Below are 13,786 nucleotides of genomic sequence, written 5' to 3' on the forward strand. Positions count from 1 at the left end.
GGTCTCGCCCGGATCGATGCGATAGTGGATACCGCTGCTGAAGGGCTGGCCAGTAAAGCAATCCGCCAGCGCCTCGACGGCCCTTGTCTGGTATTGCTGAGTCTTGAACTTGAGCTTCATGGCCTTCCTTTCTGCACCGGCACCGGAGCCTGCAGAAAGGGCTCACGATGCTTTAATTTTAAAATCAACAACTTAAATAGAATTTCGTTCAGTCTCTTTCTGCAGAGCCGCCGTTTCTTTCTGCAGACCTTTCTGCATCAGCCTCTGCCAGCCGCCATTCCGGCGTACCGCGGCTGCCGGCATGCAGATCTGGCCAGCGCGTCGCAGCTTGGTCAGGATGTTTCTCACCTTGGCCTTCTTTTTTGGCTCATCCAGAGCATCGCTGAGCTTGTCCCACAGCAGGGTGTCAATCTCCTGGCGGCCAGCGGAGCCGAACTTGGCCAGGTAGTCGGTCACCAGCTTGGCGTAAAAGGCGTCATCCTGCCCGCGTGTGTGGATGTACTGAGCCTTGGTCGCTGTTGCGGTAGCGATCTCGGCGGAGACGCGCAGGTTGGGCTGCCGGCCTTCGATCAGCTTGGCGCGGCGCAGACGGCTCGCCATCTCCTTGTCGAGCGGCAGTACGGTCTGCGGCTGGTATTTCTTGATGACCAGCGTGCCGGCGAACGCCGTCACCGCCATGGCTATGAGAAACGCGACCATGATCGAATCCCTGGGTTATTGGAGTCGACACGGTAGACAGCGTCGGCGGAGCGAGGCTATTGCGTTATCGCTATGCCCGCATCGCGTTTTTGCATGTCACGATAACTTTTTGAAATTTAATCGATAATATCCGGTAGAAGTCTTATTTCGACCCGTGTTGCGACCAAAGATGTAACGGCTCGAGCCATCTCTCGATGCCTCGGGCCGTCAGTTTTCAGCCAAAGCTAGGCGATGCCTACACTTCGACGTTCAGGGTCACATCGATGTTGCCGCGAGTGGCGTTGGAGTACGGGCAGACCTGATGGGCCTTCTCGACCAGCGCTTCGGCTTGTTCCCGATCCATGCCCGGGAGCTTCACCGTCAGCGTCGCTTCGATGCCGAAACCCTCGCCCTTGGGGCCGATGCCGACTTCACCCTGGATCCGGGTATCGTCGGGCAGCTTGGCCTTCTCTTTCGAGGCGACCAGTTTCAGTGCGCCGATGAAGCAGGCGGAGTAGCCGGCCGCGAACAGCTGCTCCGGGTTGGTGCCGTCATCGCCGGCGCCCCCCAGCTCCTTGGGCGTCGACAGTTTGAGATCGATGGCACCGTCGGCGGCGGTGGCCCGGCCGTCGCGGCCGCCAGTGACAGTCGCTTCGGCACGGTAGAGGACTTTATCGAGTAACATGGTGAAACTCCTTTCGGGTTGATAATCGCGGTCTATTGAATCGTGCGCGATCTATTTGGGTAAAAATGTTCTTCGCCAATCGTGCGAACGCTTCACTGAGTGTCGAGTCGCTGACGCAGCCCATGCAACGCGTCGCGCAGCTCGGCGGCTTCCTCGGGTGTGCACTGGCCCGCACAGCCGGCGGCATGGGGGATCGCCTTGGCCTGCTCGCGCAGCGAACGGCCCTTCTCGGTCAAGGCGATCTCGACCTGGCGTTCATCCTGGCGCGAGCGCTGCCGGGTGATGAGCGCCGCCGCTTCCAGCCGTTTCAGCAGCGGCGTCAGCGTGGCCGAATCCAGATAGAGTTGCTCGCCGATCTCCGATACCGTCTGCCGGTCCCGCTGCCACAGCACCAGCATGGTCAGGTACTGGGGATAGGTCAGATCGAGCTCGCGCAGCAGACCGCGGTAGAGCTTGTTCATCGCCAACTGAGTCGAATAGAGCGCGAAGCAGAGCTGCGATTCCAGGGCCAGCGTGTCGTCGGTATCGTTGCGTGTCGTCATGCGGCCAATCTATATCGCGCACGACTCAATCGCTAATTAGGTTTTGCTATGAAGGTGATCACGAGGAGGATCGCGTCAACAGACGCTGGCGGGTCGACCGATCACGCGGGAGCAACCCCACGCTGAGCCCGAAAGGGCGAAAGGCGCGATTGAGAGAACCCAGTGATTGGGTCCCGCTGTCGTTCTCGATGGCCGAGAGCGTCCGGCGGCTCACCGACGCCAGTGCGGCATAGCGGGTCTGGTTCATCTCCAGAACCTCCCGGCGCAGTCGTTTCAGCAGTGCTCCCGTGGTGATTTTTTCCTCGAACAGCTGGTCGAGCAGATCGAACAGCAGCGCTTCGCGTTCCTGGGGAGAAAGACGGCTCATGTCAGCCCCCAGGCATCGAGTTTTCCGTCGAGATAATCGAACCCTAGCGCGGGCAGATCGAGAATCGAATTCGGAACGCCTCGCTGCCGCAGGCGAGCCTTCAGGCCTTTCAATCGTCTTCCCAGCTGGCGAAGCTCGGCGAGCAGGTCGTCGGCGGGAACCAGCGGATCGAGCCGTTGAGCGATCCCTTGCCAGTCGAAACGGCCGCCTTCTTCGTACGGCGCGCCCCATTGTGTGGTGCGTATGATGCCTTCGGGGTCCGCCTTCATGGGCGCGAAATCATAGACCGGCGCCAGCCCCAGGCCATCGGGCCGCTTGATCATCGCGGTATTGCGGCCATGATTGTCCGAGTTGCCGAAAGCGACGTTGAGAAGATCCCGCTTGACCCACTCCACGACGAAACGGGAAACGTCGAAGGGTTCGCCCATTTCTCTGACGCGATATTGCTGCTGACACTTGGCAACCAGCGTGTCGATCGCTTCGAAATGATTGAGGAAAGTGCCCGGAGGCTTCTCCAGCAGCGAATAAAGCGACTCCAGACCGAAGAGTGTGCGTTCTCCTTCGATGAAATCCACATCGAATCGAGGCAGCCAGAGGCTGGGGTAGCGTCCCCCTTCGATGAGTTCCATACCGCGGATATCGATGGTATCGACGCCCAGCGCCTGCAGCTCGTGATAGTAGTGGTACTCCGCGCGTAGAATGTTGCAATCCATGTCCGAGCGTTGCCCACGGGGGAATTTCACCAGGTAATGCGCATCGGTATTGCGGGGATCGTCCTGCCAGGTATCGATCCAGATCTCATCCAGCGGGCTGCGACGCAGCAGTAGTTTGGGTGCTTCACCGCCAGCGCCGGTCGCACCACCGCCGGCGGCGCCCACCTGCTGGGCGTATTCCAGAAAGTCGGTATGGCGTTCCACGACATCGTCCAGCGTGAATCGATGATGTTTCAGCTGGCTACCCGCCGGCAGTTGGGGCAGTGCCTGCTTGATGCGCAGGTTGCCAACGGGCGCTATCGTGCCTTGGGCCAGCAAGGCGTGATCCTGCTCATGCGGGGGAAGTGACTGAAGCCCCAGTCGATTGACCCAGTAACGACGGCTGGCCCCCGACGGCATGATGTCGTCGAGCATGGCGAACCAGTTCTTCCGGCGATACAGCAGCATCAGTTCGACCGGCAGATTCAGACTGCAGGCGTGCTCGTCGTCCCGGCCCATCCAGTCGATGGCGTAATCGGTCGAGTAGCCCAGCGCAATCGTGCCGCGTCGACCCGCCTTCGGATCGTCGATCTGAAGTTCTGCGGCATCGTGCCATTGGCCATGATGGAACAACTGTATCGTCAGTGACATATCGAGTGTGCTGGGTAAATTATTGCTCAAATTTAACATGCCCGACTGTGGATGAGCTATTTTTTGCTCATAAAATGCTTTTCTCGCCATTAGTGAGAAATAAAGTGCTCAAAATGGCGATGTCATCGCCAGCGATCCCAATGCGGGGTGGGGCCGATCGTTTCGAATAGGTGATCGAGGAAGGCGCGCACCTTGCGGGTGTGCAGACGGCGCTGCGCGTACAGCACGTGAATGTCGCGGCGGCCGGGCATGACCTCGCCGCGCCACGCTTCAAGCAGCGGCACCAGTTCCCCCCGCGAGAGCGCATCGCCGATCAGCCAGGTCGGAAACAACACCAGCCCCTGGCCCAGCAGCGCGGCGCGCACCAGGCTGTCGGCGTCGTTGCTATACAGGTTTCCGTCGACCTCGAAGGGAGTCGCCGACGGCTGTCCGGACTGCTGAAAGTACCAACGCTGACGCCCCATTTCGCCTTGATAGAGCAGGCATTCGTGACGGCTCAACGCTTCCGGGGTCGCCGGTGTGCCGCAACGTTGCAAATAGCTCGGCGCGGCGGCGACCACATAGTTCATGGCCGCCAGGCGGCGCGCCACCAGCGTGGAGTCGGACAGCGTGCCGACCCGAAAGGTGACATCGATGCCCTCGCGCACCGGGTCGGTGATCTGGTCGGTGAGCATCAGCTCGGCCTTGATGGCCGGGTAGCGACGCTGGAAGCGGTGCAGAACCGGCACGATCTGGCGCTGGCCGAAGGCGACCGGGGCGTTGACCCGCAGTACGCCACCGGGCTCGGCTTCGGGGGCGGTCAGCGCTTCGGTGGCCAGATCGAGTCGCTCGAGTATCTCGCGAACTTCCTGATAGTAGCGCCAGCCCGCCTCGGTCAGGGTGACGGCCCGAGTGTGGCGATACAGCAGCGGCTGGCCCAGCGCCTCTTCCAACGCGCTGATCTGGCGCGATACCGACGACACCGCGCGGTGGAAGTGGCGTGCGGTGGCGGTGAAGCTGCCGGTCGCGGCGACGCGCTCGAATGTGCGTAATGCATTGAGATCCATCGAGTTGCACCTTGCGCAATAAATATTTTCCATACTTTCGATTGTAGCAACGATGGGACGCTACCAGACTCCCCTCATCGATTCGGCATGTCCGCCGAGTCTCTATCCGTTTCGAAGGAGGGTATGGATCATGCGTAAAGGTACCGCGCTCGTGGTCGGCGCCACCGGGATCACCGGCGGCAATCTGGCGGCGTATCTGGTGGCCAGCGGCTGGACCGTCTACGGCCTGTCGCGTCGCGCCAGCGAGCAGAGCGGGGTGATTCCCGTCGCCGCCGATCTGCTGGACGAAGCCGCCACCGAGCAGGCGTTGGCCGGCCTGCTGATCACCCACGTCTTCTACTGCACCTGGATTCGTCGCGACAACGAGAAGGCCAACGTCGAGGCCAACAGCCAGATGATGCGCAACCTGTTCGCCGGACTCGACAGCGACAAGCTCGATCACGCCTCGCTGGTGACCGGCACCAAGCAGTATCTGGGTTCGTTCGAAGCCTACGGCAGCGGGCGTATCGAAACCCCGTTCCGCGAATCCGAGCCGCGCGTGCCGGGTGACAACTTCTACTATGCGCTGGAAGACGTGCTGTTCGAAGCCGCCGAGCGTCACGGCTTCAACTGGAACGTGCACCGCCCGCATACGGTGATTGGCTATGCACGCGGCAACGCCATGAACATGGGCACGACGATCGCCGTCTACGCCTCGATCTGCAAGGAAACCGGCAAGCCGTTCGTGTTCCCCGGCTCGCGGACCCAGTGGAATGCGCTCACCGACATGACCGATGCGCTGGTGCTGGCGCGGCAGATGGAGTGGGCGGCGACCGCGCCGGGCGTGGCCAATCAGGCCTTCAATGCCGTCAATGGCGACGTCTTCCGCTGGCGCCGGATGTGGCGCGAGATCGGCGAGTACTTTGATCTGGAGGTGTCGGATTGCCCCGAGACGCCCCAGCCGCTCGACGAGCAGATGGCGGGAGCCGAAGCCACCTGGCGCGAGATCGCCGCGAAGCACGATTTGATCGAACCGGATGTCGCCAATCTGGCGTCCTGGTGGCACACCGATGCCGATCTGGGTCGCGATCAGGAGTGTGTCAACGACACCACCAAGTGCCGCGACTTCGGCTTCGACCATTTGCGCGAGACGCGGGCGGCGTTTGTCGATCTGTTCGCCCGCCTGCGTGCCGAGCGGATCATTCCCTGATTCGGTCTGTCTGACCGGTTTGTCCCGACTGGCTATTGAAAAGAAAACCGGCGCCGAGAAGGCGCCGGTTTTCGTCGTCATGGAGCGTCAATGGTGGCCAGGTCACTATGCTCTGCTTGAAAAGTCGACGAGCGAAGGCCAGGCAAGGCAAAAATTGGCGAAATAGCGGAGTTTACGAGGTGTAAATGAGCACGTGACTCGCTCCGCTCGCCCTTCGGGCCGTCCTTCGGACGTTCTGAACTGAAGTTCAGTGAGCCAATTTTTAACGCCGTCTGGGCGAGTGCAGGCACTTTTCAGACCAGAAACGTGAACTTCTCGCGCAGCGCTTCCCAAAGCTCGCGCGAGCTGGCCGCCAGCACCGTGCCCTGGTGAATCGTCGGCCGATAGGGTGTGCCGTCGAGCAGCGCCGAATAGCCGCCGGCTTCGGCGTGGATCATCAGGCCCGCGGCGTGATCCCACGGCATCAGCTTGCCGGCGAGCATGAAGTCGACATGGCCGAAGGCCATGGTGCGGTATTCGTGGCAGGCGCAGCCGAACGCCATCATCCGCTGCACATCGGGAAAGGTGGCGGCGAGCTGATACTGCTGGGGTTTGGGGAACAGCCTGATCGAGGTAGCGCCGACCATCTCGGCGATGTCGGTGGTGTCGGAAACGCTCAGGCGACGCTGGGTGCCGTCGGGTCGGCCGAAGAACGCGCCCTCGCCGCGGCGGGCGACGACCCAGTCGTCGGCCAGCGGATCGTAGAGCAGCCCGAAGATCGTCTCGCCGAAGCTCGTCGCCGCCAGAATCACCCCGAACTGATTGAGCCCGCGGGCGAAGTTCCAGGTGCCGTCGACCGGATCGACGATCAGCGCCAGCTCGGCCCCGGCGATGTCCGCAAGCTGGGCGTCACCCGCCGCGACGGCCTCCTCGCCGATGATCGTCGCCGTCGGCAGCAGCTCGGCAATGGCCTGGCTGATCATCCGCTCCGCGCCCTGGTCGGCGTCGGTCACCAGGTCGTCCGGCGCGCTCTTCGAGCGGATCGCGTCCTCGGAGAGGTTGCGAAAGCGCGGCAGGATCTCCGCCCTGGCGGCGTGGCGGACGGTCTCGATGAGTTGCTGCTGTTGGCTTGGCGTGATGGTGCTGGCGGTCGTCATGGGGGTTCCTGTCGTGTCGGCGGTTGTTATCAGGATACTCGCTTACGTCAAAAAGATCGCAAGACCGCAGGCGGCGTTTTGTTGTCACCAGCAACCGTTCGATAAGGAACTGGAAATGAGCTTGGCCATTAACACTGGCAGCGCTCGGCAGCTGGACAAGGTGCTGGATGATCAGTTGGGTGCGGTGCTGAAGGGCATGGAAAAGAATCGGGCGGGCCTGCGCAAGCTGCCAGGTGCGGCGCACGAGGTCTATGAGAATACCGAAGCTGGCACGCTGGAGCGTCGTCCTGCTCCCAGGCCGAGTACAGCCTGTCGTTCCGGTACAAGATCGCGTTTTCGACTCCGCCGAGTTCAAACCCGACGAATCGGGCCAGGATAGCGAGCGATCAGCTCATCCGCCGTCAGCAGAAGAAAGCCTTCGGACTCGGCCTGAGCGACCAGAATGCGATCGAAGGGATCTTTATGAATGTCTGGTAAGTGGCTGACAGCCAGGGTGTGTTGATAGGTAATCGGTAGTTCCCGATAACCGTTCTCGATCAGGCCGCGACGCAGCAGGTGAGGGTTCACCTGAAAGTCCGGGCGCTGCAGACCGGTCTTGATAACGATCTCCCAGAGACTGGCCGCGCTGAAATATAGTTCGTTATCCTCATCGTTAATGAGCCTGATCGCTTCACTCGAGAGGCGGTCTGGCTCTGCGGCTGCCCAAAGTAGGATATGTGTGTCCAGGATCAGATTCATTTCAGCCCTCGAACAGGTCGGCTATCTCGTTTTGACCCATGCGGTCGAAATCTTCCGGGACCTTGAATTGGTCTTTCATGAAGCCAAGCCGTTTCTGCTGGTCGGCATCCGGACTGTTGATGGCTGTTACCTTGGCGATCGGCTTGCCAGCTCTGGCAATGACGAATCCTTCCCCCTGCGCTGCTTTGGCCAGGAGCTGGGAAAGTCGCGTCTTGGCTTCGTGGATGTTGACGGTTTCCATAAGGCTGCCTTCCCATGGCCTGGTTCAATAAACTTAGTCTATGCGAAACTACCGAGCCTGTCTCCACTGAGCCTTGCCATCACTCGATGTTCTGGATCTGCTCAAAGAATAATAAATTAAAATCCTTTAAAAACAGATGTTTACATTATTTTTTGCATCGATATTCGCCCAGTACTACCCATTTTACTACCCATGGATAGAAACTTTATCTCTGATTGGCCCAATCGGTTACTACCCACGATTATAAACTGGGATAGGTGGGAAACTGGGAATTTCTGATCCTTTTCCGATTTACCAACACCTTGTCTCAACCGAAAAAACCTGCTGGCAAGTCTAGCAAGATCGGCACTCCCGATGCACCACTGCTGATACATCGAAGTTTGTACTGAAAGTACAAACTATTGATTTTATTAAATATTTTTTGATTTTCCTCTTGCGTATTTGAAACTTCGTGCGAGTATTTTAGAAAACGCAGGAGTTCAAAATGACCAAGTTGAAGACCATTTGTTTTGCTGTAACTACAGCCGCGCTCGCGGGTTGCGCTGCCACGCCTCGACACTATGACGACGAATCATCCCGCGCACTGAATCTGGCCCGTGCCGGCGGCGTCTACGATCAGGACCTGCGGGATTCACCAGACGGGACGCGCTCGTATCGAAAGGGTTTGTTGGTAAGCGCCCTCAACCTGGCCAGTCTGGCTACTTCACTAGATGCGCCGCTTCGTCATCTTACTGGCACTCAGACGCTGCTCTTCAACGCCACTGACATCATGATGACGCCGGACAACCCTTCGGCGCGACCCAGCCTGATGGGCTGGATGCCGGGATCACTGGCGGCGAACGAGGATGACGCCTATGACCACTATGTTGCAGTCGTAGATGAGGCCATCACCCAGGCCGCCGAATCGATGGCAATTACGGCAACGAAACTCACAGACGTGAAGACGCCTGAGATTGACGGGCACCCGCTCATGCTGTGGTCGGTAACAGCCGAGCGATATGGCTGTGCCGATAGCAACTGCATCATCGCCTACAACATCCAACAACCGAATCACTGGAATACACCAAGCTATGTCATCGGCCGTGAAGCAGCCAGTTACAACATCGCTGCCAACCATCCCGAGAAATATTCCCGACTGGTATTTCGGCAGTCCGGCCATGAACTCACCTTTCCTGTAGATGAATTCTATGGCGCTGTCAGCGCCGGCATGCCTCCCTGGATAGTGATGTACTTTCCACCGAACACCGTGATCCAGGACGGCGAGCCGCTCCCCTATCCGGTGTTGTATGAACAGGGCCAACAGCTGATGTTCAGGGAGCCCGACCATGAGTGACTGGCACGATGAACTTGAGTTGGCACTGCTGCCGCTGGAGGACCTGAGAGTCGATAGCGTCTACATGACTTTTGTGATCAGCAATGCCCTGACCGAGCGAGGCATTTTCCATCAATGCCGGATCGGATACGCGGAGGACCGACTGAGCCGAATGACCACCGCTCCCCATTGCTGGGTCGAGCTCGAACAGGGCTGGTGTATCGATCTCCGGCTGAGACAGTGGCTGGGTGATGAGGACGACCTCCCTCATGGCGTATTCCAGCCAACCAACTACCCGCGAGCTCGATACCAAGGCACTGCGTTGGTGGTTCCACACCTGGACGTGGAAGATTTGAGGGCGATGACGAACGATGCCTACAGCAAGGTGAAACCGCCGTGGCTGGCCGGGCAAGCCGCAGCGGCCTGACGCCGGGAAAAACTTGCATTTTCTCAGGTTCTGGTAGCTTCGAAGTAAAGAACTATCGGGGACTGAGGCCATGGTAAGAGTGGCAAAAATCGTAACAGTGGGGCTCGCCGGGGTCGGCGTTGTGGAGCTCGCCTTTAGGGGTACCGATGCAGCGCTTTACGCATGGTATTTATTGTTCGTGCTCTGGGTGGTCGCACTTTTCACTCGCTTCACACTGGCCGCAGTCGATGCTTACAAGACGGTTTTCGCCAAGGGACCCGATGGGGAAATGACGTTTCCTGAATTCGAACAAAAGATGGCGTCGTTCAGTCGAGGCAGTGATGAGGAGGCAACCGGCGCGGGCAACAAGGCAACTTCCGGCAATGGGAGCAATGGCGGTACAGAGGGTTTCTTCGATGACGGCAGAATCAACCAGATTTATCGAGCGGACGATCCGTTCGGGGAGTTTCTCGACTCTTGAGGTGGTTCCTTATGGGTACAGATCAGGAGAACCAGGTGTTCGAGCCGGGTAATGGCCACCAGAACCACCTAAACCAGACCGGCCAGAGAGAACCACTTATAACAGACTGAGGAACCGACGATGTTTATTCGAGCCTACCTGCGGGCATCCACGCAGGAACAGAACGCGGAGCGAGCCCGGGAGTTACTGGTACAGTTCGCAGCCAACCACGGTCAGCGTATTGCCGCTTTCTACGTGGAGAATGTGTCCGGCGCTACCCTGCACCGCCCCGAGCTGATGAAACTAATCGCAGATTCTGGCGAGGGCGACATCGTTCTGGTCGAACAAATTGATCGGCTGGCTCGCCTCAAACAGAGTGACTGGGACTCCCTCAAGCAAAAGCTGGCCGCCAAGCGGTTAGCCATCGTCTCCCCGGAATTACCGACCAGTTGGCTCGCCCTGGAAAAGAAGGACGACACCGGTTTCACCGACTCCATTCTACGAGCGGTCAACGCCATGATGCTCGACATGCTGGCTGCCGTGGCCCGCAAAGATTACGAAGACCGTCGGCGCCGGCAGTTCCAGGGCATCCATAAAGCAAAAACGGAGGGTAAGTACCAGGGGCGGCAGCCAGACCTGAAGCGCAGGCAACACATCGCCAGTCTTCTCAAGAGCGGCCACAGCTACAGCGAAATACAGGAGATTCTGAGCTGCTCCCGGCACTTGATTGCGTCTGTCGCCAAAGAACAAAGACAGGCCGATGCTGCGGCCTGAACCAACAAAGTGCCCTGAAAGGGCAATCAACTATTGGAGACCTGAATATGCTGAACCTAGCTGCCACACTGATTGCATTTCTGAGCTTTGTCGCGGTCGTACTTTTTATCTGCGTTATGGCCTACCGCAACGCCGATCGGCTGGAAGCGTTCCTGGAGCGAAAGTTCCGAAAAAGATCACCCCGCCACAATGGCGATCTGAAATAAATTCGGGGCAAACCGGTGTTCTTGCCCAAAACGGGCAGTTTGAGAGCCGTGCCTACTGCGTCGTCCATGGCAGCATAATCGTGAAGTCGATATGAGGTTATGCACATGACGGACAAAACAGCCAGGCTTCCCGAAAACTTTCTATTTTTGCTGGAACAGGAAGAAAAGCGGAGGCAGCTGCGGGAGGACGCGGGGCTTCCGGCTCTCACAATACTGATCGACGCCGCTCACAGCGGTGGTGGCCAGGCCCGGCATATCCGGCGATTCCTGCTTGGCCTATATAACGCCAGTCACTGGCCATTCGAGCTGAACCGGCTGAGGGCCTTGGATGCGGAACTGCAACAGGCTGCGTTGCAGGTTCTGGCGCTGGATTGGAATGGCCGGGAGGTTCACACCTATCTGCCGGGTGGTGATGAGTTGTTTCAATCCTGGTGGGAGTGGGAATCGGAATCCTGACTATCGGCCTGTTCCTGCGAGCTTGGGGAATCCAGGTCTTTCAGAATTTCCCGTGCTCGTTGTTGTGCCCGCGCCACAAGCTCGGGCCTCTCATCATTCAGAATGTCATCAAGCGATCTTGCCACAAAAGCCCCTCCTGTTCGTTAACTCCAGCGCCTACTCCACAATGGCTTTGAGCAGAGCATCCCGAGCGTCGGAGTAGAACTGGATATCAATCTTGGTCGCCATATCATCCGACAGGTCAAATAACTGCCGGCGGCAGGCAACGGGCATCAGCAATGCAGTCGCGCCCTTCTCCACAGCGATTTCCGCAATCGTCACTGGATTGTGGATCGGCTCCACGGAGCCCCCCAGATTAATCTCCCCCACAATGATCAAACCACCGCGCACACTTTTCTTCAGTAGCGCCGTGCTCAATGCGACCAGAGACGCCATGCCAAGCTTGGCGCCTGATTTGGAGGCGTCGAACGCTCGCAACTGAACCGTAAACTCGTGGTGACGCGGATCCTTGTCGCCTACCAGTTGCGCCGACCGGGCGTATAGGTTCTGCTCCGCATAACCGATGCTTTCCTTGAACGCGGGCGGTACCGGCTTGTTCAGGACCTTGACGCCCGACCCTGGGCCTTCGTTCACCTCGATCCGGTACAGACCGGGATGTTCCTCTCCGCCACCCGGAGAGACGGTCCATACTTGGCCAGGCTCCAGGGGATCGTCACCAATGCTGTTCTCGCTCTGGAGTTCTGGAGTGGAAACAAATTTCTCAACACCATCGGCGCCCATGACATAGCTGAAATGGGTATTCCTGAATTCTGCCGCACCAATCCGCTTCTGCTGTTCCTTCACCCGGCGCCGGGCTTCCATGGCAATGCGAACGGCCCATTCGATATCTTCGTCCGAGACCTCATCGTCACCGGGATAAAGCAGCTTGAGCAGGCCGCTGACCGTTTTGTTCACCGCATTGGTATCCCGCCCAGACAGCGCGCCACCAAAAAACACCCGGTTCTGGATCAGGCTGACCCGGCTCTGATTGCGCAGCTGGCTCCAGCACTCGGATAGGAAGTCGCTGACCAGGCCGAAATGGTCGGTTAATAGCTCCTTACTGATTTTCGGCACGTCCCAGCCTGGCAAGAAGGCATGGATACGGTCCATGAAGGCCGTATCATCCTTCATTTCCGGGGGCATGGGGCCGAACAGGTGGCCTATCCGCTGCTGATGTTCCACATCCACGTCAAAGTTGCCCACCAGTACGATGCTGCCATCGGCTCGAATGTTTTCCTTGCCACGGCTGAACTCACCCGACTCCATGTAGCCCTTCATGATGTTCACGCCGTCCTTCTGGTCGAAGGAAATACCCGAGACCTCATCGAAGCAGACCACGTCGTACTGACAGACCAAACCCCGCTGGCCGCTGGCGTTGTTTACGAACATCTTGGCCACCGTGGCCTTACCACCGGAAATCAGGTGGGCGTAGGGTGACACCTGCTGGAACAAATGGCTCTTACCGGTACCCCTGGGGCCGAGCTCCACCAAGTTATAGTTACGCTCAACAAAGGGCACCATACGCAACAAAATTGCGTCCTGTTGCCGCTCCGACAGGCCGCTGGCCTCAATCCCCGTGGACCTTAGCAGCAGCTCTTTCCACTCCTGCGTCGTAAATTCCTTCCGGGCCTCTGCAAGGGTATCCAAAACGTCGCGCTTGGAGAGCTGGATCTCCCGCAGGGCTTCGACACCGAAGGGGCGACCATTACTTTCCTGGGCAATGGCAGCATCGTAATTGAGCGTTACCTCGGCATAGAAACCGCCGGTCAGAATCCGCTCATGCTCGTTTACCAAAGACGGTGAGATCCGCACGTCGTTCAGGCGGAGGCTGGGGAGGGAGGTAATATAGGAGTCTGTTTTCGCATCCAGGCGGGCGGTAATCAGGTCGATGATTTTGACTTCACCGTTTTCCCTTGCCCGGGCCTTGAACAGCTCTTCCTCACCCGCCTTGACGGTGCGAGACTTGAGCTGCCGCTGCACGATCTCCAGGCCTTCGTTGATTTCGTCCTGGTCGGTGCTCGCGCAATATCGCCCGAGCAGGAACTCAACTACATAGGTGGGTACCGGGAATTGGCGGCTGAAGGTTCGTACCAGGTCCTTTCGCACCAGGTAGCCATCCAGGGCCGTTGCGGCCTTTCTGTCGATATCGTCCAATTCCATCACATTTA

The 13,786-nt window shown here is 58.7% G+C and carries 16 protein-coding genes; 6 read left to right on the forward strand and 10 right to left on the reverse strand.

Annotation, left to right across the window (positions count from 1 at the left end):
* Positions 1 to 192 precede the first annotated feature (192 nt).
* From K7I12_RS14915 to K7I12_RS14940, 6 genes are all read right to left on the reverse strand, one after another.
* Entirely contained in the window at positions 193 to 699 is a 507-nt protein-coding gene (locus K7I12_RS14915) for a hypothetical protein (RefSeq protein ID WP_031385029.1), read from the reverse strand.
* A 235-nt stretch (positions 700 to 934) separates the two neighbouring features.
* Entirely contained in the window at positions 935 to 1,363 is a 429-nt protein-coding gene (locus tag K7I12_RS14920; RefSeq protein WP_231664582.1) for an organic hydroperoxide resistance protein, read from the reverse strand.
* Positions 1,364 to 1,455: 92 nt separating this feature from the next.
* Positions 1,456 to 1,905: a MarR family winged helix-turn-helix transcriptional regulator gene (locus K7I12_RS14925; RefSeq protein ID WP_031385031.1), complete on the reverse strand. Its 450-nt coding sequence runs from the start codon at positions 1,903 to 1,905 to the stop codon at positions 1,456 to 1,458.
* A gap of 58 nt (positions 1,906 to 1,963) precedes the next feature.
* Entirely contained in the window at positions 1,964 to 2,272 is a 309-nt protein-coding gene (locus K7I12_RS14930; protein WP_031385032.1) for an XRE family transcriptional regulator, read from the reverse strand.
* The gene (locus tag K7I12_RS14935; RefSeq protein WP_031385033.1) at positions 2,269 to 3,615 is read right to left on the reverse strand and encodes a type II toxin-antitoxin system HipA family toxin; all 1,347 of its coding nucleotides are present in this window, start codon (positions 3,613 to 3,615) and stop codon (positions 2,269 to 2,271) included. Before K7I12_RS14935 ends, K7I12_RS14930 begins: the two co-directional genes overlap by 4 nt.
* Before the next feature lie 122 nt (positions 3,616 to 3,737).
* Positions 3,738 to 4,661 carry a LysR family transcriptional regulator gene (locus K7I12_RS14940; protein ID WP_031385034.1) on the reverse strand — a complete coding sequence of 308 codons (924 nt, stop codon included), beginning with the start codon at positions 4,659 to 4,661 and terminating at the stop codon, positions 3,738 to 3,740.
* A gap of 130 nt (positions 4,662 to 4,791) precedes the next feature.
* Here K7I12_RS14940 and K7I12_RS14945 point away from each other — a divergent pair, with 130 nt between their 5' ends.
* Positions 4,792 to 5,850 carry an SDR family oxidoreductase gene (locus K7I12_RS14945; RefSeq protein ID WP_231664583.1) on the forward strand — a complete coding sequence of 353 codons (1,059 nt, stop codon included), beginning with the start codon at positions 4,792 to 4,794 and terminating at the stop codon, positions 5,848 to 5,850.
* 293 nt (positions 5,851 to 6,143) lie between these two features.
* Here K7I12_RS14945 and K7I12_RS14950 read toward each other — a convergent pair whose 3' ends face one another.
* From K7I12_RS14950 to K7I12_RS14960, 3 genes are all read right to left on the reverse strand, one after another.
* Positions 6,144 to 6,986 (reverse strand): inositol monophosphatase family protein, encoded by an 843-nt coding sequence (locus K7I12_RS14950; RefSeq protein ID WP_031385036.1) that lies wholly within the window; start codon positions 6,984 to 6,986, stop codon positions 6,144 to 6,146.
* 351 nt (positions 6,987 to 7,337) lie between these two features.
* Positions 7,338 to 7,724 carry a type II toxin-antitoxin system VapC family toxin gene (locus K7I12_RS14955; RefSeq protein ID WP_031385037.1) on the reverse strand — a complete coding sequence of 129 codons (387 nt, stop codon included), beginning with the start codon at positions 7,722 to 7,724 and terminating at the stop codon, positions 7,338 to 7,340.
* 1 nt (position 7,725) lies between these two features.
* Entirely contained in the window at positions 7,726 to 7,965 is a 240-nt protein-coding gene (locus K7I12_RS14960; RefSeq protein ID WP_031385038.1) for a type II toxin-antitoxin system Phd/YefM family antitoxin, read from the reverse strand.
* Between the two features lie 484 nt (positions 7,966 to 8,449).
* Here K7I12_RS14960 and K7I12_RS14965 point away from each other — a divergent pair, with 484 nt between their 5' ends.
* The 5 genes from K7I12_RS14965 to K7I12_RS14985 all read left to right on the forward strand — a co-directional run bounded on the left by K7I12_RS14965 (position 8,450) and on the right by K7I12_RS14985 (position 11,579).
* Positions 8,450 to 9,298: a hypothetical protein gene (locus tag K7I12_RS14965; RefSeq protein WP_231664584.1), complete on the forward strand. Its 849-nt coding sequence runs from the start codon at positions 8,450 to 8,452 to the stop codon at positions 9,296 to 9,298.
* The gene (locus K7I12_RS14970; protein ID WP_231664585.1) at positions 9,291 to 9,704 is read left to right on the forward strand and encodes a hypothetical protein; all 414 of its coding nucleotides are present in this window, start codon (positions 9,291 to 9,293) and stop codon (positions 9,702 to 9,704) included. Before K7I12_RS14965 ends, K7I12_RS14970 begins: the two co-directional genes overlap by 8 nt.
* 70 nt (positions 9,705 to 9,774) lie before the next feature.
* Positions 9,775 to 10,164, forward strand: coding sequence for a hypothetical protein (locus K7I12_RS14975; protein ID WP_231664586.1), 390 nt, complete (start codon positions 9,775 to 9,777; stop codon positions 10,162 to 10,164).
* A 120-nt stretch (positions 10,165 to 10,284) separates the two neighbouring features.
* Positions 10,285 to 10,917 carry a recombinase family protein gene (locus tag K7I12_RS14980; RefSeq protein WP_141068081.1) on the forward strand — a complete coding sequence of 211 codons (633 nt, stop codon included), beginning with the start codon at positions 10,285 to 10,287 and terminating at the stop codon, positions 10,915 to 10,917.
* Between the two features lie 311 nt (positions 10,918 to 11,228).
* Positions 11,229 to 11,579, forward strand: coding sequence for a DUF7673 family protein (locus K7I12_RS14985; RefSeq protein ID WP_231664587.1), 351 nt, complete (start codon positions 11,229 to 11,231; stop codon positions 11,577 to 11,579).
* 156 nt (positions 11,580 to 11,735) lie between these two features.
* On the opposite strand, the gene brxL is transcribed toward K7I12_RS14985, so the two are convergent.
* The gene (brxL, locus tag K7I12_RS14990) at positions 11,736 to 13,778 is read right to left on the reverse strand and encodes a BREX system Lon protease-like protein BrxL (protein WP_231664588.1); all 2,043 of its coding nucleotides are present in this window, start codon (positions 13,776 to 13,778) and stop codon (positions 11,736 to 11,738) included.
* Positions 13,779 to 13,786: the final 8 nt, after the last annotated feature.

It is taken from the genome of Halomonas sp. IOP_31 (assembly GCF_021151495.1).
Taxonomy (GTDB): Bacteria; Pseudomonadota; Gammaproteobacteria; order Pseudomonadales; family Halomonadaceae; genus Modicisalibacter; species Modicisalibacter zincidurans.